A 23481-nucleotide genomic window follows, 5' to 3' on the forward strand; every position below is an offset into this window, starting at 1 on the left:
CGAGCGGATCGGCGTCGGTGCGCAGCACGATGCCGGCGGCGTCCATCGCTTCGCGCAGCGTCTTGGCCGCGGCGAGGCCGAGCACTGCGCCGTCGGCCGCGAGCGTCTGGCCGGGGCGCAGCGCTGCGGCGATCCATTCGATGTGCGTGGCCGCGGTGCCGGTCGCGATCTTCACCAGCTCGATGCCGGTGCCGGCGAGCTGCGCCTCGGCCTGCACCCAGTAACGGCTGTCGGCGAACAGCGCGGCGCGATCGGCCAGCACCACCAGCGTGGCCATCGAGCCGGTGAAGCCCGAGAACCACGCGCGGCCCTGCCAGTGCCCGGGCAGGTACTCCGACAGGTGCGGATCGCTCGACGGCAGCAGCACGGCATCGGTCTGCCGCGCGGCCATCGCGGCGCGCAGGCGCTCCAGGCGCAGTCGGATCGGGGTAGTGCGTGTGTCCATGCGGGTCCTGATCGAGGCCGACGACTGCGCCGCCCCGGTGGCCTCGATCTTAGAACCTCGCCTAGCCGGCCGCCGGCCGGTGGGCATCGGCCTCCGCCTCGGCCACCACGCGAGCCTGGCGTTCGAAGCTGAAGTAGGCCCAGGCCCAGTCGCTCAGGACCACCAGGCGGTTGCGGAAGCCGATCAGGAAATAGATGTGCACGAACAGCCAGAACAGCCAGGCGGGCATGCCGCTGAAGTGCACACGCCCGAACACCGGCAGGTCGACCATCGCGATCGCGGCGCGGCGGCCGATGGTGGCCAGCGCACCGTAGTCGTTGTAGCGGAACGCCGCCGTCGGTTCGCCGCGCAGGCGGCGCAGCAGGTTGGTCGCGGCGGTGCGTCCCATCTGCTTGGCCGCCGGGCTGACACCGGGGACCGGCGTCGGCGCGCCGTGCTTCGGGTGGCTTTGCGCCGCTGCCAGATCGCCCACGACGTGGATCTCGGGGTGGCCGGCCAGGCTCAGATCGGGCTCGACCACCACGCGGCCGGCGCGGTCCAGCGTGCAGCCGGTGAGCTCGGCGAGGGACCGGCCCAGCTTCGAGGCGGCCACGCCGGCAGCCCAGACCACGGTCTGCGCCGCGATGCGCTGCGGGCCGTCGGTACCGGCGTAGCTCAGTCCCTCGGCGTCGATCGCGGTAACGCTGGCGCCGGTACGGACCTCCACGCCGAGCGACTGCAGTTGCTCGAGCGCGCGCTGCGACAGCTGCTCGCTGAAGGCGCCGAGCACGCGCGGACCACCCTCGACCAGCACCACGCGCGAGCGGCGCGAGTCGATGCGGCGGAATTCGTCGTGCAGCGTGTGGTGCGCGATCTCGGCCAGCTGTCCGGCCAGCTCCACGCCGGTCGGCCCGGCGCCGACCACCGCGAACGTGAGCCAGGCTTCACGCTTCGCGGGGTCGGCTTCTCGCTCGGCATGCTCGAACGCCATCAGTACGCGGCGCCGGATCGTGAAGGCGTCGGCCAGGGTCTTCAGGCCCGGCGCATGGGCGGCCCAGTCGTCGTGGCCGAAGTAGCTGTGGGTCGCGCCGGCGGCGACGATGAGGTGGTCGTAGGCGATGGGTTCGCGGCCGTCGAGCGTGACGCTGCGCGCGGCCGTGTCGATGCCGGTCACCTCGCCGAGCAGGATGGTCAGGTTGCCGCGCTGCATCTCGCGGCGCAGGATGTGGCGGATCGGGCCCGAGATCGCGGGCGCCGAGAGATTGGCGGTCGCCACCTGGTAGAGCAGCGGCTGGAACAGGTGGTGGTTGGTGCGGTCGACCAGCGTGATCTCGACGTCGGCCCTGGACAGTGAGCGGACGGCTTCGATGCCACCGAAACCACAGCCGATGATGACCACGCGAGGGCGCGGCGCGCCGTCGGCACGGCAAGGGGAGGGAGCGTTCATGACGAGGCGCCTCCGAGCGCCTGGCGGGGAATGTCGTCGTGGGGAGCGTCGGCGGATGGGGCGGACGTGTCGGGCCGGCGTCGGCCACGCGGAAGGCAGCCCACCGTCATGGGGTGGCTGCCGGGGTCTGGGCGCCCAGTGCGCGCAGCTTCTTGCGCACCAGGTCGATGTGGCTGCGCAACGCATACAGCTCGTCGGCATGCGACAGCGGGACCTGCAACTGCTTGACGCGGGCATCGAGAGCGTCGAGCTCGTCCATCAGCGGCTGGGCATCGGCCGGCCCGTCCGGGGCGTCGGCCAGGCTTTCCTCGATCTGGCGCAGCCGGCCGTACCAGCGGAACACCCGCGAGCGGATGCGCAGTTCGTACAGCGGCGGCACCACGCGCGACAGCGGGATCAGCACCACGATGATCGAGGCCAACACCACCCACATCCGGTCGATCAGGTTCGCGACCCAGAACGGCAGGTAGCGCTGCAGCCAGGGTGGACCGGTCTCGAAGAAGCGGTCGGCCTCCTTCGACATCGGCAGTTCCACGGCGCGCCGGTTCGGAAACTCGCCGCGGCGCTGGAACCAGCCCGCTTCGCTGTGGATCGCGTTGGCGGCCTGCACGAACAGCTGCTGCAGGGCCGGATGGGCCGATGCGCGCGCCACCAGCGCGGCCGTCGGGGCCAGCAGCTCGATGTCCTCGGGCGGCACGTCCTCGGCCAGCTTCACCACGCCGCGCGGCAGGCTCACCGGCGTGAGCATCGGCAGGCGGCGCGCGTACGCTTCGGCCTGATCGAAGCTCATGAGGCGGATGCCGGGCGTCAGCAGCAGCAACTGCACCATCGGCGCCTCGGGCGCGGACACCAGCGCCAGCGCGTCGGTGTTGCCATCGAGCAGGCTCACGACGGCTGGGGTCTGCGTCAGCCGCTGGGCGACGATGTCCTCGGGCCCGAGGCCGTTGGTGTCGAGCAGCCGTCGCATCAGGTTGGTGATGCCGCTGCCCTGGGCCCCGATGTTGACGCGCCAGCCCTTGAGCTTCGCCACCGAGTCGAGCCGATCGCTGCCGATCAGCCGCCTGGCGCTGTCCTCGCGATAGAACAGCCAGATCGGCTCGTAGAACAGGCTGCCCAGCGACACCAGATCCGGTGGCGGCGCTTCGTCGCCGCCTCGCAGGCGACCGGCACCGCCCTGTACGAAGCCGAAGTCGACGCCCGAGTCCGGGTCTTCGAGCAACTTCAGGTTCTCCGCCGCGCCCTGGGTCGTGCGCAGTTCGACCTGGATGCGGTGCTTGGCCAGCGCCGCCTGGTAGCGTTTGCCGAACTCGGCGTACGCCCCCTGTTCCGGCCCGGTGGCCAGCACCAGCTTCTTCGGCGGGCTCGGGTCGAGTGCCCAGTAGGCCAGCGCCAGGAGCGCCACCGTCAGCAGCACGAACGGGCCGGCGGTCATCAGCAGGTCGCGGCTGCTCAGCAAGGTGTGACGCAGGGAAGGCAGGCGGGGCATTGGAGCAGTCGGGGCGGGGCGAGCGGAGGTCGCATTCTCGTCCAGCGTGTGCGGGGTCACATGCTGGACGCATCCGATCCACGGGGGAACGCTCGGGGCGGAGGGCGCGATCCGGGGTCGGACGGAGAGGCGCGGGCGGCGAAATAGTGCTTCAGTCTCGCGTTTCGTGACCGATACCCGGGAGTGGCGCCTTGCCGGGCGCGTTCTCTGCTTGTGCAACGACCGATGTCCGCTGTCCCACCCCTGACCCCGAGTTTCGAAGCAGCGCTGGCCTGCCTGAGTGGTCTTGGCGGCCCGGCCGGCCAATCGGTCACAGGCCACCATGCCGGTCTCCGGCTCGCCAGTCATTTCCAGCCGATCTTCAGCCTGTCGCATGGCCGCGTGGTCGGTCACGAGGCCTTGCTGCGCGCCAGCGACGCGACCGGCGCCGGACTGCCGCCGCCGCGGTTCTTCGACGGACACGACTCCAACGAACTGCTGTGGCGCGACCAGCTGGTGCGCACCATGCACATGGCGAACTACGCCAAGGCGGCGCCGCAGTCCCAGTGGCTGTTCCTGAACCTGCACCCGCAGGTCTTCCTGCAGTCACCGCAGACGACCTTCGACGCCTGCAGCGAGGCGATGCCCGCCGACCTGCGGTTGCAACCCAAGCAGATCGTCGTCGAGGTGCTCGAGGACGCGGTGCGCGACGACGCGAACTTCGATGCCGCTGTCGCGACCATCCGGTCCCAAGGAGGCCTGATCGCGCTCGACGACTTCGGCGCCGGGCATTCCAACTTCGATCGCGTGTGGCGCCTGCGCCCCGAGATCGTCAAGCTCGACCGCAGCCTGGTCGAGCGCGCGGCGCTCGACCTGCGTGCGCGCCGTGTCGTGATCCAGATGACCTCGCTGCTGCACGAATGCGGCGCGCTGGTGCTGATGGAAGGCGTGGAAACGGAGGCCGAGGCCTTCGTCGCGCTGGAAGCCGACGCCGACCTGGTGCAGGGCTATTTCTTCGCGCGGCCGCAGGCGGCGCTGGTCGGGCCGAACCACGCCAGCGAGGCCCTGAACGCGATCTGGAGCGGCTTCGGCGAGCGCTGGCGCGAAGAGGACGCAGGCTATCGCGAGCGCATCGCGCCGTATTTCAACGCCATCGGCTACGCGTCGGCGCTGCTGGCCGGTGGGCGCCCGCTCGAGGAGGCGACGCAGTCTTTCCTGGCCTTGCCGGGCACCGAACTCTGCTATCTGCTCGGCCAGGACGGGCGGCAGGTGGGCGTGAACCAGTGGGGCCGCAGCCCCGCGGCGGGCAACGGCACGGCGTTCGAGCCGTTTCGCGACACGCGCGGTGCGCGCTGGGCGCGTCGGCCCTATTTCCGCCGCGCCGTCGCGGCGGTCGGCAAGGTGCAGGTCACCCGGCCATACCGCACCTTGCACGGCTCGCACCTGTGCGTGACGGTTTCCACCGCCTTCCGGGCACCTGCCAGTCAGGGCGGGGAACTGCAGGTGATCTGCGGCGACCTGACCTGGTCCTAGATCGGGCGAAGGGCCCCGCGCGACGACTGCCTGGGTTTGCTCAACCCGCCGTGCTGGCAGAGGCCGCGATCCGCAGGCAGGCCTTGCCGGCCCGCTTGGCGTCGTACATCGCGCCGTCGGCACGCTTGCGCAGGCTGTCGAGCGATTCACCCGGCAGGTAGACGGCCATGCCCAGGCTCGGCGTCGACACGGTTGCCTGGCCGGCCAACACGTGCGGTTCGGACAGCTGGGCGAGGATGCGCTCGCACAGCTGAAGACGATCCTCGGCCGTTCCCGACTCTTCCAGGATCACGGTGAACTCGTCACCCCCGAGCCGGCTGACCAGATCGGTCACGCGCACGCAGGCTGTCAGGCGCAGCGCGACCGAGATCAGCAACCGATCCCCCGCTTCGTGACCGAGCGTGTCGTTGACGCGCTTGAAGCCGTCGAGATCGAGGTAGACGAGGGCCATCGGCCGACCACTGCGTTGAGCGCGGGCAGCGGCCAGTTCGAGCTGTTCCTCGAAATGACGGCGGTTCGGCAACTGCGTCAAGGCATCCCGGCGTGCAATGTCGGCGAGCTGCGCTTCGGCGCGCTTGCGGTCGTCGATGTCGCGCGTGATCAGCGCCACGCCCTCCTCGACCGGGACGACCTGGAAGTGCATCCAGCGTCCGCGCATCGAGGTCGCGACGGCCTGGGCCTCGACATCCATCGGCTTCTGCCGTTGCAGCACCGTGAGCAGCAGGTTCAGCAGGCCATCTTCGCGGATCGACGGCACCAACTCGGTCGCGCGACGCCCGATCATCGCAGCGGGGTCCAGCCCGAGCATGGCGCCCGCACGGCGGTTGGCGTCGGTGATCACGAAATCGTGTGTCTGCCCCGACGCATCCCGCTCGGCACGCATCAGCCACAGTGCATCCAGGCTGCCGTCGAGTGTGGCGACGTAGAGCGCCTTGGCCCGACGGGCCTCGCGCCGACTGCTGTCGAGCCCGCGGGCCTGCCGCCACAGCACCAGCGTTCCGAACACGATCAGCAGTGCGACGGCCGCGGACCAGCCGAGGAGACGAAGCCGCGTCTGCTGATAGCCGGCTGTCACGGCGTCGGCCGTGACGGCCACGACGGCGACCATCGGATAGCGATCGATCGGCAGCGCCGTGAAGAAGCGGGCCGTGCCGTCGACCTGGCTGTAGAAGGGCTGGAGCGTCTCGCGGATCTTGTGTGAGCGCTGCAGCACCTTCTGGGCATCGACCTTCTCGCCGAAACTGACGCTGCCGTCCAGACGCCGTGAGCGGTTGATGTTGTCGAGGCCGATCACCGTGATCACGGTGCCCGGCGCCTCGCCTTGATCGAAGCCCTTGGTCAGAGAGCCGGGATCGAGCATCGCGACGACGACGCCGTCGAACTGGCCGTCGTGGGTGAGGCGGCGCATCACCGGCAGCATCCAACCGCCATTCAGATGATCGGGCTGAGGCGCGCCGATGCTCAGACCGACGGCGGGATCGTGGAGGTGACGCTTGAAATCGTCTTCGTCGGCGAGGTTCAGCACAACGTCGGGCGAGGTGCTTTCCTGCACGACGCCACGGCGATCGGTAATGAGCAGGGCGCGGGTCGTGTCCAGCGTCACGAGTCCGGCGGCGCGCAGCCCGGACAGGCTCATCGGGTTGCCGGTCTCGTGCAGCGACTTGACCAGCAGCGTGGTCTGGTCGACACGGTCGAGCACTTCGCCGACGCGCACGGCCAGCTTCTGCGTGTTGCGTTCGGTATCGTGCAGTGCGCGCTGCACCTCGTTGCGGCGGGCGGTGTCGAGACTCAGCTGTGTCACGACGCCGAGCACGGCGAGCAGCAGCACGGCCGCCGCCAGCAGCGCGCTGTGGAGCGTGACCGACGACGTGAGGGGTGAGCGGGCGGAGGAGTTTTCGGTCATTGAAATCCCTCGGGACACATCCGCTGGGGACGGTCCGCGGCACGGTGATTTCGGTAGCGCATTGCCGGACTTGAGTCCCCCGGGGGCACTGCCCCGGGGCGACGGCTCAGCCGATGACGGCGAGCAACTCGACCTCGAACAGCAACGTCGCGTTCGGCGGAATCACACCGCCGGCGCCGCGTGCGCCGTAGCCGAGCGCCGGAGGAATCACCAGGCGCCGCGTACCGCCGACCTGCATGCCGGCCACGCCTTCGTCCCAGCCGCGGATCACCATGCCGCCGCCGAGCGGGAACTCGAACGGATCGCCGCGATCCTTGCTGGAATCGAACTTCCGCCCGGCGCTGCCGTCGTTGTAGAGCCAGCCGGTGTAGTGCACACGGACGTTCTTGCCGACGGTGGCGGTCGGGCCGTTGCCGATCAGTGGGTCTTCGTACTTCAGGCCCGAGGGAGTGGTGTTCATGATCGCTTCCTTTGAAAACAGGGTCGCAGCATAGCCGCAAGGGCCGCTACTGGAACAGTGCGGCCAGTGTGTTGACGGCCAGCGCCAGGATGAGGAGGTTGAAGCCGAAGGACAGCAGGCTGTGCCACAGCACCAGGCGACGCATCGCCCGCGTGTGCACCGTCACGTCGGAGACCTGCGAGGTCATGCCGATCACGAACGAGAAGTACAGGTAGTCCAGGTAGTCGGGCTCGGGCGTGCCCGGGAAGTCGAGCGCGGCCCGGCCCTTCGACGCGGGGCGTGCCTCGAGATCGCGGTGGGCGTAGTGAAAGGCGAAGCGCACGTGGATCAGCAGCCACGACAGCGCGATCGCCACCACCGCCAGCAGGCCGTGCGGCCAGCGTTCGCCGGCCGGTAGATCCCGGCTGGTCAGCAGCAGCGCACCGATCGCGGTGATGCTGGCCGCACAGCCGAGCAGCACGACCACCAGCATCGCGGTGCTGCTCTGGTCGTTGCGAGCCACCTCGTCGGGCCGTGGGATGTCGCCGTGCAGGCCCAGCGTCAGCCCCGACAACAACAGGGAGAGGAGGGCGAAGCCGCACCAGCCGACCAGCAGGGACTCCACCCACGGCAAGTCCGCGATCCGGCACGCGGTTGCGACCCCGCCGCCCAGCGTGGCCGAGACCAGCAGACGGCTGCTGGCGGACCAGGTGCGGAGCCGTGCGCGCCAGGCAGGTTCGGGAATCTCCATGACCGGCATGCTAGGGCCTGCGGGGCTGCCCGACGAGTCGGCTCTGGGGCGCGGCGGCCTTCAGCTCAACGCCGGCGCAGCGATGCGGGCCGAAGTCGGCGCAGTGCCAGCTGCAGCATGCGGGCGTCGGTGCTGGCGCGGTGGCGCTGCTGTCCGGACTCGGCGATGACCTGGCGCTTCAGGGCATCGAAGCGTCGGGCCTGGTCTTCGTCGAGCAGGCTCAGCAGGTGTTCCAGTCGGAAGCTCGGCGTCAGCTCGGCGGCGTCGTACAGGCGTGCCAGCCAGGGGTAGTCGTGTGCCCAGCCGTCGCAGTAGGCGACGCGGCCGTTCAGGCGCTGGTTCAACAAGCCGGCGACCTCGGCTGCGCTGCGGCCGTGTCGCTGCGCGAGCTCGCGCGGGATGTGATGCAGGGCCTGGGCCTGCGGATCCCAGTGCAGCCAGTCCGGCTCGGGCCGGATCAGCGAGCACCAGGCGCGGCCGTCGGGCAGCACGAAGCCGACTTCGATCGGGTAGCTGCCGCGGCCGAAGCCCGACGCTTCGATGTCGAGGATCGTCGGCGCCGCAGGCTCGAACGGACGGGGTGGGGTCAGCACGCGTGCGCCGCATGCAAGTCGCGAGCCGGGTCACGGTCTGCTCCGGCCGCGTCTGCGGCGGCACGTCACTTCACGACCATCAGCGTGAACGGGTACACGTAGGCCTGCAGCGTCACCAGGATCCCGACCAGGCTCGCGAGCGCGATGGAATGGAAGAACACGTAGCGCAGGATGTCGCCTTCGTGATCGAACCAGCGTGTCGCGGTCGAGGCGACGACGATGGACTGCGCGTCGATCATCTTGCCCATCACGCCGCCGGAGCTGTTGGCCGCACCCATCAGGTTCGGGCTCAGGCCCAGCTGCTCGGCCGCGACCTTCTGCATGCCGCCGAACAGCACGTTCGAGGCAGTGTCCGAACCGGTCAGCGCCACACCCAGCCAGCCCATCAGCGTGCCGAAGAACGGATAGAACACGCCGGTCGACGCGAAGGCCAGACCCAGCGTGGTGTCGAGACCGGAGTAGCGGGTGAGCGTGCCGAGCGCGAGCATCAGCACGATGGTGAGCAACGAGTACTTCACCAGCCAGATCGTCCGGCCGTAGGCCTGGACCAGGGCCGGGATGCCATAGCCCATCACGAGGCCGCCCACGACAGCGGCCAGCAGGATGCCCGAGCCGGTCGCCGACAGCAGGCCCAACACGTACTCCGCCGATTCGGCGGTCGGCTTGGGCACCACCGGCGGCATCTTCTCGATCAGCTTGTGCAGGCCCTCGATCGGGAACTTGGGAGCGAAGATGCCGTTCAGCCAGGTTTTGGTGGCTGGCAGACCCCAGACGAACACGAAGGCCGTCAGGATGACCCAGGGCGTCCACGCCTTCACGACGTCCGCTCGCGCATGGCGGGTCGGTGCGGTGGCGGCGCGCGCTTCGCCGCCGTCCTTTTCGTGACCCTTCAGCGACACCGAGGTCCAGATCTCGGACGGCTGCCAGACGCGCAGGAACAACACCAGCGCGGTCATCGAGCAGATCGCGGCGATCACGTCGACCAGCTCCGGGCCCATGTAGTTGGACACCAGGAACTGCGGCACCGCGAAGCTCACGCCGGTGACGAGCACCGCCGGCCAGATCTGCTTCATGCCGCGCCAGCCGGCGAAGGCCAGATCAGCCAGAACGGCACCAGCAGCGAGAAGAACGGCAGCTGTCGGCCGATCATCGCCGACACCGCCAGCACGTCGTAACCGTGCACCTTGGCCAGCGTGATGACCGGCGTGCCGAGCGCGCCGTAGGCCACCGGCGCGGTGTTCGCAATCAGTGACAGGCCGGAGGCCGCGAGCGGAGAGAAGCCCAGGCCGATCAGGATCGCGGCGGTCACCGCGACCGGCGTGCCGAAGCCCGCGGCGCCCTCGAAGAAGGCGCCGAACGCGAACGCGATCAGCAGCAACTGCAGGCGGCGGTCCTCGGTGATGCCGGCGATCGAGTCCTGCAGCACCTTGAAGCTGCCGTTCTGCTCGGTCAGCTGGTGCAGGAAGATGATGTTCAGCACGATCCATCCGATCGGCAGCAGGCCGGTCAGCCCCCCGAGCAGCGCCGCACGACCGGCCATGCCGGCCGGCATGCCGAAGGCGAGGATCGCGATCGCCAGCGCGCTGGCCAGGCCGGCCGCCGCGGCGATGTGGGCCTTGAGGTGCAGAAAGCCGAGGCCGATCAGCATCACTGCCACCGGCACGGCGGCCAGCAGCGTCGAGACGAGCATGCTGTCGAAAGGGTTGTAGACCTGCTGCCAAACCATCGCGAACTCCAATCAGTCACCGCACCGGACGCGGAAGGCCCGTGGCGTTGTCACGGGCTGCGGCGAGAAGATCGCAGGTCTGGAGGTCGCCGAGCTGAAGGCAGGCTGAATGGTGCGCTGTCGCCAAGGCGACAGCGCAATGCAGGACGGTTTCAGCGCGGCGTGATGCGCAGCTCTGGATAGCCGGTGCGGGCGTCCGCCATGCGTTCGAAGCGCAGGTCTTCGAGCACCTCGACCAGCAGCTCGACCGTCGTGCGCACCTCGCAGCCGGGCGCTACATGGCCGCCGAGCACGCGGCCCTGGGCGTCGGCGATGCTCATGTGCAGGTGGGCGCCCGCGGGCGACAGCGAGCCGCACAGGCTCAGGATCTCGACCGGTGCCTCCAGTTGCAGCGGCTCGGTCGCTTCGGCCAACCGCAGCGCGGTGATGCGCAGGCTGCCGATGCCGGCGATCACGAAGGCGGCCGGCCAGCCGCGCTCGACTGTCAGCGCCTCGAGACGGCGCCGCAGGTCGTCGCCGGGCTCGAGCCGCAACGCGGTGCGCATGGGCGGGTCAGCGTGCGGGCAACGGCCGCACCGCGAGCGCGCACAGGTTGCGCACGTGGCGCGGCCCGGGTCGCTGATCGGCGAGCGAGCGCAGCGCCAGCGGACCGGCGGTGACGTCGAGCGCGCGACCGTCCTGCGAGCCGATCACGTAGACCTGCTCGCCGAGCGCGCTGTTGTAGAGCTCGCCCCAGGAAAACACCGCGCGGTAGCCGTCGGTGGCCGTGGCCTCGACCACCCAGGTGCGCGTGTCGCGACGGCCGGCCTCGTCGAAGCCGGCAAGCGTGAGCACGTCGCGCAGCAGCCAGCCGCCGTAGCTCAGGATCTGCTCGTCGCGAGCGCCTTCGCGCTCGACCGCGCGGCGAAGGCTGACCTGGCGCGGCGGCAGCGACTCGAGGTCGCTGCGCTTGAGGTCGCGAGCGCGGCCGTCGGCCACCTGGGCCGTCAGCAGCACCTCGGCGTCGCGTGGCGCCGTGTCGCTGGGGCAGGGTTGCGCGTAAGCGCCGGCGTGGGCGGCGATCGCGGCAGCAAGCAGGGCGTCACGCGGGCACATCGTGCGGCTCCGGTCGAAGGGCTTCGTGGCCATGCTAACGCCCGCTCCGGCGCGTCGCCCCCAAAGGAAAAGCCCCTGCCGCGGGGCAGGGGCTTCGTTGTTGGTGCTCCTGTTGGTGGGTCCCCCGCAGGGGCCCGGGGCCCGGAAGCTCGACCCTTTGTCCGGTGGCCGCGGAGAGTCGACGGGGCGTTGCCCTCCATCGCCATCGAACGGTTCTGATTGTCGGCAGGGAAGATGACAGGCATATGCCGTGATTGGGGGATGCGACCCCCTCATTCCGGTCAGAAGTCGCGTCGAGTTGCCGAATGCCGGGCCCGCTTTTCGTGGTGCGGTGCAGCACGAGCGAAGCGCTCAGGCATGCAGGTCCTGCGTCTCCGGATGGCGCCGCATGTAGCTCGCGACGTAGGAGCACGACGGCTCCACCTTGAGCCCCTGCGCTCGTGCATGCGCCAGGGCTTCCTGCACCAGCGCGGCGGCCACGCCGCGGCCGCGCAGCGCGGTCGGCACGAAGGTGTGGTGCAGGGTCATCACGTGGCCGCGCAGGGCGTAGTCGGCGACCGAGAGCAGGCCGTCGACGCTCGCTTCGAAGCGCGTGGCGGCCGGGTTGTGAAGGACAGTGATCATGAGGCAACGGCAGGGCGGGGAGTGCGGACAGTGTGCACGCGGCGCGTCGTCCGTGCGGGCCGGGCGGTCAGATCCAGCCCAGCAGGCCGAGCAGCGCGCCGGCCGCGATCATCCACAGCAGGTGCAGCCGCGTGCGCCAGACCAGCAGCGCGGCGACGGCGGTCGCCAGCAGGGAACGCCACTCGCTCGGCGGTGCGGCCAGCAGCCAGCCGGTGGCGGCGATCAGCGCCAGCGTGATCGGCGCCATGCCGACCTTGAAGGCGCGCACCGAGCGCCAATCCTGCCGCGTGTGCCCCCAGCGGTTGACCAGCAGCGCCAGCGTGACCGAGGGCAGCATGATGCCCAGCAGGGTGGCCGCCGCGCCCAGCAACCCGGCCGCCTGGTAGCCGAGCAGCGCCACGAACAGCACGTTCGGGCCCGGCGCCGCCTGGGCTATCGCGATCGACGACGTGAATTGCGGATCGCTCAGCAACTGCTGTTCGACGACCATCCAGCGGTGCATGTCCGGCGCCACCGTGATGGCGCCGCCGATCGACAGCAGCGACAGCAGCAGGAAGTGGCCGAACAGCGCCAACAGCGCCGAGCCTTCGGGCAGCGTCACGACGGCGTCTCCGAGGTCCGCAGCCGCCGCCATGCCAGCGCGCAGGCCAGCAGGCCCAGCGCCGGCAGCACCCAGACCAGCGGCCAGCGCAGCAGCGCCACGGCCACGAAGCAGGCGGTGGCCAACGCCGCCAGCGTTGGCAGGCCGAGCGGGCTGCTGCGCAGCGGTGCGGCCAGCTTCAGGCTGTCCCGATGATCATGCCTGCCGCGATGGCCCCCATGCCGCGCAGGGCACCGGCCACCAGGGGATGGGTGGCGAATTGCGCATAGAGCATCGTGGCCGCCAGCACGATCAGCAGCGGCACCGCCATCATCCCGGCCAGCGCGGCGAAAGCGCCACGCGTGCCGAAGTAGCGGTCCCCCACCATCAGCGAGAGGTTGCAGACGTTCGGCCCGGGCAGCACCTGCGCGAGCGCGAGGGCCTCGAGGAACTCACCCTTGCTCAGCCAGCGCTTGTCGTCGCACAGCACGCGCTGAGCCACCGCCAGCACACCACCGAAGCCCTGGAGCGCGAGGCCGGTGAAGGCGGTGAAGAGTTCGGTGCAGGAGGCGGGCCGGGCCAGGGGGGACGGGTCGTCGGAATGCATGCGGGCGATGTTAGTGGTGGCGTGGAACCTCAGCGGGCCACGGCGAACCGGCGTTGCGCGTGCAGGCCCAGCCCGGTGGCGACGCTGGCGAGCCGGTCGCCGCGCACTGCGCGTGCGGCCGGGAAGCTCGCGGCCAGGCGCTTGGTCAGCAGCCGCAGGCCGGTGGACCCGCCGGTGAAGTAGAGCGCGTCCACCGATGCCGCCGTCAACCCGGCCTGCACCACGGTCTGCCGCGCGGCCTCGACGATGCGCTCCACATCGCCGTCGATCGCCTCGGCCGCCTGCGGCGCGCTGAGCGGGACCCTCAGCGCACGTTCGACCAGGTCCAGGTCGATCTGCGTGTCGGCACCGTCGGCGACCGCGATCTTCGCCGCCTCGGCACGCGCCAGCAGCTCGTGCCCGAGCCGTTCGCTCACCGTGCGCAGCAGGCGCCGGTGGTGGCGCGGGTCGGCGTAGAAGGCCGCCATGTTCTTGAGTTCGGCCACGCGTCCCGGCTGGTAGACGGTGTTGATCAGGTGCCAGGTCGCGAGGTCGAAGTACACCGCGCTCGGCACCTCGCGCGGCGGTTGGTCGCCTCGTGCGGGGCCCGAGGCGCCGTAGCCGAGCTCGCGCAGGATGCCGGTGAGCTCGATGCGCCGGTCGAAGTCGGTGCCGGCGATGTGCACCCCGTGGCTGGCGAGGATGTCGTCCTTGCGATCGGTCCGGTCGCGGCGGTCGGGGCCGACGCGCACGACCGAGAAGTCCGAGGTGCCGCCGCCGATGTCGGCCACCAGCACGCATTGCTCGCGCGTCGCCTGCTGCTCGAAGTCGAAGGCGGCCGCGATCGGCTCGTACTGGAACACCACGTCGCGCAAACCTACCGCGCGCGCTGCGGCTTCAAGCGAAGCCTGCGCCTGCGCATCGCGCGTCGCGTCGCCGTCTACGAAGAACACCGGCCGCCCCAGAACAGCCTGCGTGATCGGCGCGCCGAGGGCGGTTTCGGCGGCATGTCGCAGGTGGCGCAGGTAACCGGTGATGACGTCGAGGAACTTCACCGCATGACCGCCTCCGACATCGGTAGTCTGCTCGACCAGGCTGGAGCCGAGGATGCTCTTCATCGAGCGCATCAGGCGGCCTTCGTAGCCGTCCACGTAGGCCGCGATCGCGGCCCGGCCGAAGGCGCGCGGTGGCTCGGCACCGGGTGCGAGCGGCTCGTGCTCGGCGAAATAGAACACCGCCGTCGGCATGGTGGACTCGCCGGCCTCCAGTTCGACCAGGCGGCTGCTGCCGTGGTCGGCGGGAATGGCGATGGCTGAGTTCGAGGTGCCGAAATCGATCGCGCAGTAGGAAAGGGTCGGTCCGGGCATGGTGGCGTCTGGCGAGGGGGCGCGATTCTAGGATGCAGACGCGGGCGGACAACAAAAAACGCGGCCGAAGCCGCGTCTTGAGTGGAGCACCGAACTCGCTGATTACAGCGGGCGGATGTTCGCAGCTTGCGGGCCCTTCTGGCCTTGCTTCACTTCGAACTCGACGCGCTGGTTTTCCTGCAGCGTCTTGAAGCCGTTGCCCTGGATGTCGCGGAAGTGCGCGAAGACGTCGGCGCCACCGCCGTCCTGGGCGATGAATCCAAAGCCCTTGGCTTCGTTGAACCACTTCACGGTGCCGGTTTGCACGCTCATATACGTTCCTGTCGATCAAAAAGTACGGCACGGCAACATGCCGTGCTCATGCAGAGACACTCAAGAAACGTTACCTGGGGGAGACAAACCAGACAGTCGACGAGAACCATCGACCGGATTGAGCAAACACCTAAGAACCGCGATCTTGTGTATATCTACGAAGGTGAGTGTAGCTGATCGTTTCCCATGTGGGCGAAGGAGCCTCGATCCGTTTCACCGATGCCACACCCGTGAACCCTGCGCCGACGACCGGCATGGCCCGCGGTCAGATCAGAGGGATCGTTCGCATCGGCCGTTCTGCATAGTCGGCCAGGCGCTGCAGGGCGTGGCGGTTCAGCAGTCGCAGCCGGCCGTCGGCGATCTCGTGCAGGCCGAGCCTGTGCAGGCGGCGCAGTGTCTTGTTGGTGTGAACCAGCGACAGGCCCAGCGCATCGGCGATGTGCTGCTGCGTGACCGGAAAGGCCACGGCGGCCCCCTCGACGAGGCCCACCCGCTCGGCGCGCCGGTACAGATGGATCAACAGCATCGCGATCCGCTCGGCCGCGCTGCGCTGGCCCACCGACAGCAGCGTCTCGTCGGTCAGGTTCTCCTCGCGCGCAGCCAGCCAGGTCAGGTCGTAGCCGAGGCTCGGGAACTCGCGGTACAGAGACCACAACTCGGCTTTCGGGAAGCGGCACAACTGCAGTTCGGTCAGGGCCTCGGCGCCGTGTGGAGCCCCGTCGGCGAACTGCTCCTGCAAGCCGATGAAGTCACCGGGCAGCAGGAAATTGAGGATCTGGCGGCGCCCGTCGCTGAGGGTCTTGAAGCGGAAGGCCCAGCCCGAGAACACCGTGTAGAGCCACTCGCTCGTCGCATGCTCGGCCAGCACGTCCTGTCCGGCGGCGAAAGCCGCGCTGCCATGGCGGAAGCTCTGGATATAAGCCAATTCCTTCGCGCTGACCGGAGAGAACGCCGGCAGAGCCCGCAGCGGGCACTGGGCGCAGGCGGCCGGCGGCGGGCGGGTGGCGATCGGCGTGATGGGCAAGGGCGGCAAGGGAACTCCGGCGAGTGTCAATTGACATTGTGAAGGCTGATGGTGTGTTCTATCGTGCTGCGCGCCTCACTTCCACCTGAACCGGAATCTCTCCTCCATGACGACACTGTCGCAGTTCTTGTATCTCAGTCAGGTCCGCGGCGACAAGCCTTCGAAACGATCGCCGTGGTGGTGGCCGAGGCGCGGCAGCTGAATGCCGAACAGTCGATCACCGGTGTGCTGGTGTTCGACGGGGCCCAGGTCTGCCAGTACGTGGAGGGCGAGGTGGGCACGATCGATGCGCTGATCGAGCGCCTGATGGTCGACCCGCGTCATGAGCAACTGAAGGTGCTGCACCACGCTACGCTGCAGGGTGAACGGCGGTTCGCGCGTTGGCGCCTGGGCTACCTGATGCTCGACGATGGCCGGGATCTGACGCGTTTCGACGCGCTGAGTGGAGAGGGCGCGATCGCGTCCTTTCTCGAGCAACTGCCGCTGGTCGATCTGGAGCCCTGAGTCAGCCGGCGGCGATGCGCCGCGCGAGCGCTTCAATGCCGGCCTCGGAGAGATCGTCCGTCCCGACGCGCCGCCCTCCGCTCAGCTTCTCGAAGTGGCGGCCTTGCGAGCGGGCGTAGAGCGGGTCGTAGTGCTGTGTCATCAGTGCCGCGAACAGCGGCGGCAGATTGCGCTCCATCGCCCAGTCCTGCCACTGCGCCAGCGTCTCGTTGGCGAGCATGCCCTTGAGCAGGCCGAGCTTGTCGGCAAGGCGTTGCGGGTCGTCGCCGAGCCAGGCGTAGTCGCGCAGCAGGTAGGCCAGGCGGGCGTCGGGCGTAGCATCGATCTGCACCACCGGGCTGACGCGCAGGCGTTCCAGCAGGGCGTCGGGCAGGCTGATGCGGCCGATTCTGCGGCTCTCGGCCTCGACCCAGATCGTGCGCGTCAGGTCGAAGCCCTTCATTGCCGCCGCGAGCTGCGTCTCGAAGGCCTTCTGCGACGGCTGCTCCATGCCGGGCAGTGCGCCGAGCACCGAGCCGCGGTGTGCGGCCAGCGCCTCGAGGTCGAGCACCTGCTCGCCCAGCGCACCCAGCGCCTGCAGCACACGTGTCTTGGCGCTGCCGGTCGGCCCGCACAGCACGCGCAGCGGCAAGCTCGGCGCCAGCGCCGCGATGCGCGCGATGACATGCGCGCGCCAGGCCTTGTAGCCGCCCTGCAGTTGCTGGGCATCCCAGCCCACCAAGCGCATCCAGGTCACGAAGCTGCCGCTGCGCATGCCGCCGCGCCAGCAGTAGAGCAGCGGTCGCCAGCCCTTCGGCCGGTCGTGGAAAGCCGTGTCCAGATGCCGTGCGATGTTGCGTGCGACCATCGCGCCGCCGAGCTTGCGTGCCTCGAAGGCCGACACCTGCACGTACAGCGTGCCGACGACGCGGCGCTCCTCGTCGTCGAGAACCGGGCAGTTGATCGCGCCCGGGATGTGGTCGAGCGCGAACTCGGCCGGCGAGCGCACGTCGATCACGGTGTCGAAGCCGGCGAGGTCGTCGACGGTGGTCGGGCAGTGGCTCACCGTCGGGCCGCCCGATTCGGTTTGATCGACACTTGCATCATGGAATCCATCCGACTCACATCCTTTTCCCACGGTGGCGGCTGCGGCTGCAAGATCGCGCCCGGGGTGCTGGCCGACATCCTGTCGCGTGCCCCGGCCGGGCTGATCCCACCCGACCTGCTGGTCGGCACCGAGACAGCCGACGACGCGGCGGTCTACCGACTCAACGAGCACCAGGCGCTGGTGGCCACCACCGATTTCTTCACGCCGATTGTCGACGAGCCCTACGACTTCGGCCGCATCGCGGCCACCAACGCGATCTCCGACGTCTATGCGATGGGCGGCACGCCGATCCTGGCCCTGGCCCTGGTCGGCATGCCGCTGAACAAGCTGCCGCCCGCGGTGATCGGCCGCATCCTGGAGGGCGGCGCGAGCGTGTGCCGCGAGGCCGGCATCCCGATCGCCGGCGGACACTCGATCGACGTGCTCGAGCCGATCTACGGCCTGGTCGCGCTGGGCCTGGTGCACCCCGAGCGCGTGCGCCGCAATGCCGACGCCCGGCCGGGCGACGTGCTGGTGCTCGGCAAGCCGCTCGGCGTGGGAGTGCTGTCGGCGGCGTTGAAGAAGGGCCGCCTCGACGCGGCCGGCTATGCCGAGATGCTGCGCCTCACCACGCAGCTCAATCGCGTGGGCAGCGAACTCGGTGCGCTGGACGGCGTGCACGCGATGACCGACGTGACCGGCTTCGGCCTCGCGGGCCACCTGCTGGAGGTGTGCCGTGGCTCCGGACTGGCCGCCGAAGTCGACCTGGCGAGCGTGCCGTGGATCGACATCGCGCGAGGCTTCGCGCAGGAAGGCATTGTCACCGGCGCTCGGCACGCAACTGGGCCGGCTACGGCGACCACGTCGATCTCGGCCCGCAGGTCGAGCCCTGGCAGCGTGCGCTGCTTAGCGATCCGCAGACGAGCGGCGGGTTGCTGGTGTCGTGTGCGCCGGGCGCCGTTGACGCGGTGCTGGCCGCGTTCTGGCGCGCCGGCTTCGCGGCGGCCGCATCCATCGGTCGGCTGCAGTCCGGCGCCGCGCGCGTGCGGTTCGCATGAGCGGGCGCAAGCTGCAGCAGCTCGACTTCGCACTGCGCGGCGAGTTCATCACGCTCGACGCGCTGCTCAAGGCGACGGGACTGGCCGACAGCGGCGGCGCCGCCAAGCAACTGATCCAGTCCGGCCAGGTCCAGGTCGACGGCCGCGAGGAACTGCGGCGCGGCGCCAAGCTGCGGGCCGGTCAGGTGGTCGCCGTGAGCGGCGCGCGCGTGCGGCTGCTGGCCGCGGAAGGCGCGGGAAGCGCTTGATCGTGTCGGGCTCGGGAACGCGATCGATTCTCGGTTCGGCTGCGCGCGCAGGGCTTTGCACTCGCGTCGCCGAGATGTCAGCCTTGGCTGCCTAGCATGCAGCGTCGATCGGATGCCCGCGCATCCGGCGATCCGTGCAACCCGACCCTCAGCAGGAGACGACGATGACAGCCAGACGCCAGTTCATCCAGTGGATACCCGCAGCCGGCCTGGCCGCCTGGGCAGGACGCCATGCGCAAGCGCAGACCAAGGTCAGCGAGAAGGATCCGCAGGCCGTGGCGCTGGGCTATGTGGAAGACGCGACGAAGGCCGACAAGGCCAAGTTCAAGACCTACGCCGCCGGGCAAAAATGCGGCAACTGCCAGTTGTTCCAGGGCAAGGCGGGCGACGCCGCCGGCAACTGCCCGCTGTTCGCCGGCAAGCAGGTGGCCGCAGCAGGGTGGTGCAGCGCCTACGCGAAGAAGGCCTGAGCGGTCCGCTCCTGGCGGCGCCTCGGTCAGAACGGCGGCGGCGACTCGAAGGCGAGCGCCGGCCGGCCGGGCATCGGGTGCGCGAAGGCCAGGGCGCTGGCGTGCAGCAGCAGGCGCGGTGATCGGGCCATCATCGACGGCGGTGCGTACAGCGCGTCGCCGAGGATGGCGTGGCCGATGGCCATCAGGTGCACGCGCAACTGGTGCGTGCGGCCGGTTTCGGGCGTGAGCTCGAGGCGGGTCGAATCGCCGCTCGTGTCGTAGGACAGCACCTGCCAGTGCGTGCGCGCGGGTTTGCCGCGCGCGTGATCGACCTGTTGGCGCGGCCGGTTCGGCCAGTCGGCGCCGAGCGGCAGGTCGATGCGGCCCGCGGCCGGCTCGACATGGCCTGCGACCACGGCGACGTAGCGCTTCTCGACTTCACGCTGCTCGAACGCCCGGCTCAGGCGTCGCTGCATCTCGACGCCCAGCGCGAACACCATCAGCCCGGAGGTGGCCTCGTCGAGCCGATGCACCACGCGGGCGTCCGGCCAGGCGCGCTGCACCCGGGCCGCCAGGCAATCCTGCTTCAGCGGGCCGCGTCCGGGCACGGCCAGCAAGCCGGGTGGCTTGTCGACGACCAGCAGGGCCTCGTCGCGGTAGAGCGCCGGCGGTGCGGGCCCCACCAACGGGTCGTCGGCTGGCGTCACCTCCGTGGCTCGGGTCAGAGACCCAGCCAGTTGCCGATGGCGAGCATCGCGGCTTCGTCGTAGGTGGCGAAGCCCTGGTACTTGGTCGGTTCGAGCTTCTTGCGGCCGTCCTCGCTGCCATCGAGCGACAGCAGGTAATCGCGCACGATGCCGACCTGCTCCGCACTGAGCGAGGGGCTCGCGATCACGTGCTTGATCGGCACCGGCTTGGACTTGAACAGCACCTTGCCGCCCTTGGCTTGCCAGGCCTTGATGACCGATGACGCTGCGGTCGCACCGACGTGGGTGAGATTGTTCTCGACGAAGAAGGGCACCGCGTCCTGGTAGCGGGTGTAGGTGAAGGCCACGCCCTTGGGATCGCCGATCGCGTCGCGCAGCGAGGCTCGCACCATCCACGAGGTGATCGAGTCTTCGTCGGGTGCGCCGAGGCGCAGGCCCTTGATGTCGGCCAGCGACTTCAGCGGCGAGTCGGCCTTGACGAGGAAGTTGGCGCTGTACTGTTCGTAGCCCTTGGTCACGACCACCAGCTTGTAGCCCGACTGCTTGATGGCGACGATCGACAGGTGGGCCGGGTGCACCATCGCCAGGTCGTAGGCCTTCTCGGCCAGGCGCTTGCGCAGCGTCGGGTAGTCGCCCACGGGCTCGATGGTCACCGGCTGCTTCAGCAGCTTGCCCAGGTCGGCCGCGATAGCGGCGTACTTGGCGGCGATCTGCTCGTTCGGCACGCGGTAGGTCACGCCTTCGTTGACCGCGAACACCAGGCCAGCCTGGGCCCAGGGCGCGGCCAGCAGCAGACAGGCGGCCAGGAAGCGGCGCATTCTCGTGGGTCCCATTCTTTCTCCTCCGGTCGGACGGCAACAGCGAGACCGACGGTGGACCAGCTTGCCACCGGATCAGTGCGCGCACTGGCCCGGATTAGAGCGCACGCCGGCCGCGTTCCGACCCCGCCGGGGCCCGCGGCGTCGCTGAATCCGGTGAAGTCGTGTCAGTCTTGGCGCCCGGCCGACTTCAGCAGCGTCTCCTGCATGAAGAGCAGCATCGCGTAGAACTGGTAGTCGGCGTTCTCCTTGCGGCGAAAGCCGTGCCCCTCGTTCTCGGCGAGCAGGTACCAGACCGGCGTTCCGGTCTGCCGGACGCGTTCGACGATCTGTTCGGCCTCGGTCCACGGCACCCTCGGGTCATTGCGACCCTGGATCACGAACAGCGGCTTGCGGATCTTCTGTGCGTTGTTCAGCGGCGAGATGCGTTCGAGGAAGTCGCGCATCGCCGGATCGCGCTCGTCGCCGTATTCCACGCGGCGCAGGTCGCGCCGATAGCTCTCGGTGTTGTTCAGGAAGCTCACGAAGCTGGAGATGCCGACGATGTCGATCGCACCGGCGATGCGGTCGGCGAAGTGCACGCTCGCGGCCAGGCTCATGTAGCCGCCGTAGCTGCCGCCGACCACCAGCACGCGGCCCGCGTCGAGGTCCGGCTTCGTGGCGATCCAGTCGAGCAGCGTGCCGAGGTCCCTGACGGCGTCCTCGCGCTTCATGCCGTTGTCGAGCGCGAGGAAGGTCTTGCCATAGCCCGAGGAACCGCGCACGTTGGGCTCGACGATGGCGACGCCGAGCTCGTTGACAAGGTAGCTCCAGCGGCCCAGGAAGCCCATCGTCGCTTGCGCTTCGGGGCCGCCGTGCACCAGCACCACGACCGGCCGCTTGCCGGTGAAGCGCGCCGGCGGCGGACTGAGCACGGCCGACATGCTCAGGCCGTCGAAGCTGGTCCAGCGCACGATGCGCTGGTCGGGGAAGCTGGTGGTGTCCAGGCCCGGCGGCACGTGGGGCCGTGTCCACGGCTGCACCGTGCCGAGGTCGACGTCGAGCGCCAACAGGCGGCCCGGCCCCTGGGCGCTGTCGATCGCCACCGCGAGCCGGTGGGTGCGCGGCTGGAAGCGCACCGCATTCACGCCGCCGGCCGGCAGCGCGGGGAGCGCTCGTTCGCGCAGCGTGCGGGTGTCGACGACGCGCAGTTCCTCGCGACCGTCGACGTTCATCTTCAGCGCCGCCAGCGCGCCGTCGTCGCTGAGTTGGGCCGCGCCGACGTCCCAGGGAATCGCCGCCGTGAGCCGCGTCAGCGCGCGGCTCGCGAAGTCGTAGCGCATCAGCTCGCGGAACTCGCCGGCGCGGTCGCTCAGCACGTAGAGCGAGGCGCCGTCCGGCGAGTAGCCGACCGGGAAGTGCGTGGCCTGCAAGGGTTCGCCGACGGCCGGCAGCAACTGCGTCGGCGTGCCGTCGGCGAGGTCGATCAGCCAGACCTGCGAATCGGTCGCCGAGCGGTAGCGCGTGATCGCCAACTGCTTGTCGTCACGCGAGATCTCGCCACCGAACCAGCCGGTGCCGGGCAGCTCGGCGATGCGGCGGCGCGACGACGGCTGCAGGGGATCGACCAGCCACAGCGTGGTGGTGGGCGTTGCGCGGCTGCCGCCCTCGGCGGTGCGGTCCAGCGGTACCGCGGTGTAAAGCAACTGCGCGCTCTGGTGCAGCCAGCCGATGGCGTCGTGGCGCTGGTCGGGATCGGTCAGCAGCGTGGGTTGGCGCTTGCCGGCATCGAGCCGATACAGCTGCTCGGCCTCGTTGCCGCCGGGGCTGCGCGAGAACACGAGGTAGCGGCCCAGCACTGGCTCGTAGCTCGCCTCGGTCACCGGGTCGGCGAAGTCGGTCAGCGCGACCGGGGCCGCCAACGGGCCGGGCACACGGAACAGCTGCGCGGTGTTGGCGCCGGCCGGGCGGTGCGAGACCAGCATCTCGTCGCGTGCCGGATGCCAGTCGGCGAGGGCATGGCCGCGAAAATCCGTGTAACGCTCGACCTGCTGCACCAGCGACACCGGGATGGCCGGGATGCCCTGCACGACGAGGTTCTCGTTCGGCAGCAGCGTGCCGGCGGCCGGCGAGCGCGCCGCAGGCGTGCCGCAGGCCTGCAGCATCAGCAGGCCGGCGAGCAGCGAGGTGGCGAGGAGGATCGTGCGGGGCATGGCAGCAGTGCAGGGGATTCTTCGGGTTCCAGAACGGGACAAGGGGCCGCAGCCCCTTGTCGACACCCTGGAGCGTAGCCGCAGCCACGCACCTCGACGCGATCAGTGCCGCTGCTCGATACCGGCGATGGCCCAGGGACGGCTGTCGTCGTCCGGCTTCACGAGGTGCCAGACCTCGTCGAAATCGGTGGCGGCGGCGTCGCTCAGTTCGCGCACCAGGCCGTGGAAGCGCACGCTGACCACTTGCCGGCCGTCCTCACGGGCCAGGTCCAGAACCTCGGCGTCGATCTTGAGCACGTCGGTCTGCTGCGAGGTCTCGCCGCGCTCCTGCAGGTCCAGGCGCAAAGAGGCGAACAGCTCGGGCGTCGTGAAAGCGCGCAGGTCGTTCAGATCGGCCGTGTCGTTGGCTGCCTGGAGGCGGATGAAGATCTGCTTGGCGAGGCGTTCGAAGCCGGCGGCGTCGAAATCAGCCGGCAATGCTCCGCCCGTGGACACCATGGCGACCGGGGGCGCTGCCGCGACGGGCGGGGGCTCCACGCGGCGCTGCAGTGGCTCGGCCGGCGCGGG

General features: G+C 69.7%; 23 protein-coding genes and 3 pseudogenes. 5 read left to right on the top strand and 21 right to left on the bottom strand.

Going from position 1 to position 23481, the window contains the following annotated elements:
• From x551_RS07720 to x551_RS07730, 3 genes are all read right to left on the bottom strand, one after another.
• Nucleotides 1-445: aminopeptidase P family N-terminal domain-containing protein (locus x551_RS07720; RefSeq protein ID WP_036248045.1), on the bottom strand; the 445-nt coding region annotated here is incomplete at its 3' end.
• 61 nt (nucleotides 446-506) lie between these two features.
• Nucleotides 507-1871 (bottom strand): NAD(P)/FAD-dependent oxidoreductase, encoded by a 1365-nt coding sequence (locus tag x551_RS07725; RefSeq protein ID WP_036229888.1) that lies wholly within the window; start codon nucleotides 1869-1871, stop codon nucleotides 507-509.
• Nucleotides 1872-1977: 106 nt separating this feature from the next.
• On the bottom strand, nucleotides 1978-3357 hold the full coding sequence (locus x551_RS07730; RefSeq protein WP_036229885.1) for a TAXI family TRAP transporter solute-binding subunit: 1380 nt from the start codon (nucleotides 3355-3357) through the stop codon (nucleotides 1978-1980).
• A 225-nt stretch (nucleotides 3358-3582) separates the two neighbouring features.
• On the opposite strand from x551_RS07730, the gene x551_RS07735 reads away from it, so the two are divergent.
• Nucleotides 3583-4869: an EAL domain-containing protein gene (locus tag x551_RS07735; RefSeq protein WP_011829807.1), complete on the top strand. Its 1287-nt coding sequence runs from the start codon at nucleotides 3583-3585 to the stop codon at nucleotides 4867-4869.
• 40 nt (nucleotides 4870-4909) lie between these two features.
• On the opposite strand, the gene x551_RS23360 is transcribed toward x551_RS07735, so the two are convergent.
• The 13 genes and pseudogenes from x551_RS23360 to x551_RS07800 all read right to left on the bottom strand — a co-directional run bounded on the left by x551_RS23360 (nucleotide 4910) and on the right by x551_RS07800 (nucleotide 15878).
• Entirely contained in the window at nucleotides 4910-6772 is a 1863-nt protein-coding gene (locus x551_RS23360; protein WP_051511891.1) for a diguanylate cyclase, read from the bottom strand.
• Between the two features lie 106 nt (nucleotides 6773-6878).
• The gene (locus x551_RS07745; protein WP_011829805.1) at nucleotides 6879-7232 is read right to left on the bottom strand and encodes an FKBP-type peptidyl-prolyl cis-trans isomerase; all 354 of its coding nucleotides are present in this window, start codon (nucleotides 7230-7232) and stop codon (nucleotides 6879-6881) included.
• A gap of 46 nt (nucleotides 7233-7278) precedes the next feature.
• Nucleotides 7279-7962, bottom strand: coding sequence for a DUF1345 domain-containing protein (locus x551_RS07750; RefSeq protein ID WP_036229940.1), 684 nt, complete (start codon nucleotides 7960-7962; stop codon nucleotides 7279-7281).
• A gap of 65 nt (nucleotides 7963-8027) precedes the next feature.
• Nucleotides 8028-8555, bottom strand: coding sequence for a hypothetical protein (locus x551_RS07755; RefSeq protein WP_011829803.1), 528 nt, complete (start codon nucleotides 8553-8555; stop codon nucleotides 8028-8030).
• A gap of 65 nt (nucleotides 8556-8620) precedes the next feature.
• A pseudogene (locus tag x551_RS07760) lies at nucleotides 8621-10281 on the bottom strand (L-lactate permease).
• Between the two features lie 152 nt (nucleotides 10282-10433).
• Nucleotides 10434-10826, bottom strand: a complete 393-nt coding sequence (locus x551_RS07765; protein WP_036229878.1) for a PPC domain-containing DNA-binding protein — start codon at nucleotides 10824-10826, stop codon at nucleotides 10434-10436.
• Nucleotides 10827-10833: 7 nt separating this feature from the next.
• A complete protein-coding gene (locus tag x551_RS23365) occupies nucleotides 10834-11376 on the bottom strand; it encodes a hypothetical protein (RefSeq protein WP_216701308.1) in 543 nt (180 codons plus the stop codon).
• A gap of 351 nt (nucleotides 11377-11727) precedes the next feature.
• Nucleotides 11728-12000, bottom strand: coding sequence for a GNAT family N-acetyltransferase (locus x551_RS07775; protein ID WP_011829799.1), 273 nt, complete (start codon nucleotides 11998-12000; stop codon nucleotides 11728-11730).
• Between the two features lie 67 nt (nucleotides 12001-12067).
• The gene (locus tag x551_RS07780; RefSeq protein ID WP_049820805.1) at nucleotides 12068-12634 is read right to left on the bottom strand and encodes a chromate transporter; all 567 of its coding nucleotides are present in this window, start codon (nucleotides 12632-12634) and stop codon (nucleotides 12068-12070) included.
• Nucleotides 12598-13187: pseudogene (locus x551_RS07785) on the bottom strand (chromate transporter). The gene x551_RS07780 and the pseudogene x551_RS07785 overlap by 37 nt, the downstream one beginning before the upstream one ends.
• Nucleotides 13188-13216: 29 nt before the next feature.
• Nucleotides 13217-14533, bottom strand: a complete 1317-nt coding sequence (locus x551_RS07790; protein WP_011829796.1) for an Hsp70 family protein — start codon at nucleotides 14531-14533, stop codon at nucleotides 13217-13219.
• 102 nt (nucleotides 14534-14635) lie between these two features.
• A complete protein-coding gene (locus tag x551_RS07795; RefSeq protein ID WP_011829795.1) occupies nucleotides 14636-14845 on the bottom strand; it encodes a cold-shock protein in 210 nt (69 codons plus the stop codon).
• 265 nt (nucleotides 14846-15110) lie between these two features.
• Nucleotides 15111-15878, bottom strand: coding sequence for a Crp/Fnr family transcriptional regulator (locus x551_RS07800; RefSeq protein ID WP_310732191.1), 768 nt, complete (start codon nucleotides 15876-15878; stop codon nucleotides 15111-15113).
• A gap of 39 nt (nucleotides 15879-15917) precedes the next feature.
• On the opposite strand from x551_RS07800, the gene x551_RS07805 reads away from it, so the two are divergent.
• A complete protein-coding gene (locus x551_RS07805) occupies nucleotides 15918-16373 on the top strand; it encodes a BLUF domain-containing protein (protein WP_081771261.1) in 456 nt (151 codons plus the stop codon).
• A 1-nt stretch (nucleotide 16374) separates the two neighbouring features.
• Here x551_RS07805 and mnmH read toward each other — a convergent pair whose 3' ends face one another.
• Nucleotides 16375-17418, bottom strand: coding sequence for a tRNA 2-selenouridine(34) synthase MnmH (gene mnmH, locus x551_RS07810; protein WP_036229872.1), 1044 nt, complete (start codon nucleotides 17416-17418; stop codon nucleotides 16375-16377).
• 39 nt (nucleotides 17419-17457) lie between these two features.
• Between mnmH and selD the strand changes: the two are divergent.
• The 3 genes and pseudogenes from selD (at nucleotide 17458) to x551_RS07825 (ending at nucleotide 19215) form a co-directional block, all read left to right on the top strand.
• A pseudogene (gene selD / locus x551_RS07815) lies at nucleotides 17458-18497 on the top strand (selenide, water dikinase SelD).
• Complete coding sequence (locus x551_RS07820) at nucleotides 18494-18745, top strand: RNA-binding S4 domain-containing protein (protein WP_011829790.1); 252 nt, start codon at nucleotides 18494-18496, stop codon at nucleotides 18743-18745. The pseudogene selD and the gene x551_RS07820 overlap by 4 nt, the downstream one beginning before the upstream one ends.
• 164 nt (nucleotides 18746-18909) lie before the next feature.
• Complete coding sequence (locus x551_RS07825; RefSeq protein ID WP_011829789.1) at nucleotides 18910-19215, top strand: high-potential iron-sulfur protein; 306 nt, start codon at nucleotides 18910-18912, stop codon at nucleotides 19213-19215.
• Nucleotides 19216-19241: 26 nt separating this feature from the next.
• Here the strand turns inward: x551_RS07825 and x551_RS07830 are convergent, their stop codons facing one another.
• From x551_RS07830 to x551_RS07845, 4 genes are all read right to left on the bottom strand, one after another.
• The gene (locus x551_RS07830) at nucleotides 19242-19904 is read right to left on the bottom strand and encodes an RluA family pseudouridine synthase (protein ID WP_231497520.1); all 663 of its coding nucleotides are present in this window, start codon (nucleotides 19902-19904) and stop codon (nucleotides 19242-19244) included.
• 14 nt (nucleotides 19905-19918) lie between these two features.
• A complete protein-coding gene (locus x551_RS07835) occupies nucleotides 19919-20737 on the bottom strand; it encodes a PhnD/SsuA/transferrin family substrate-binding protein (protein ID WP_036229866.1) in 819 nt (272 codons plus the stop codon).
• Between the two features lie 152 nt (nucleotides 20738-20889).
• Nucleotides 20890-22914 carry an alpha/beta fold hydrolase gene (locus x551_RS07840; protein WP_036229864.1) on the bottom strand — a complete coding sequence of 675 codons (2025 nt, stop codon included), beginning with the start codon at nucleotides 22912-22914 and terminating at the stop codon, nucleotides 20890-20892.
• A gap of 102 nt (nucleotides 22915-23016) precedes the next feature.
• On the bottom strand, nucleotides 23017-23481 hold a 465-nt coding region (locus tag x551_RS07845; protein ID WP_036248053.1), incomplete at its 5' end, for a Tim44-like domain-containing protein.

The organism is Methylibium sp. T29, from assembly GCF_000576205.1.
GTDB classification, from domain to species: Bacteria; Pseudomonadota; Gammaproteobacteria; order Burkholderiales; family Burkholderiaceae_C; genus Methylibium; species Methylibium petroleiphilum.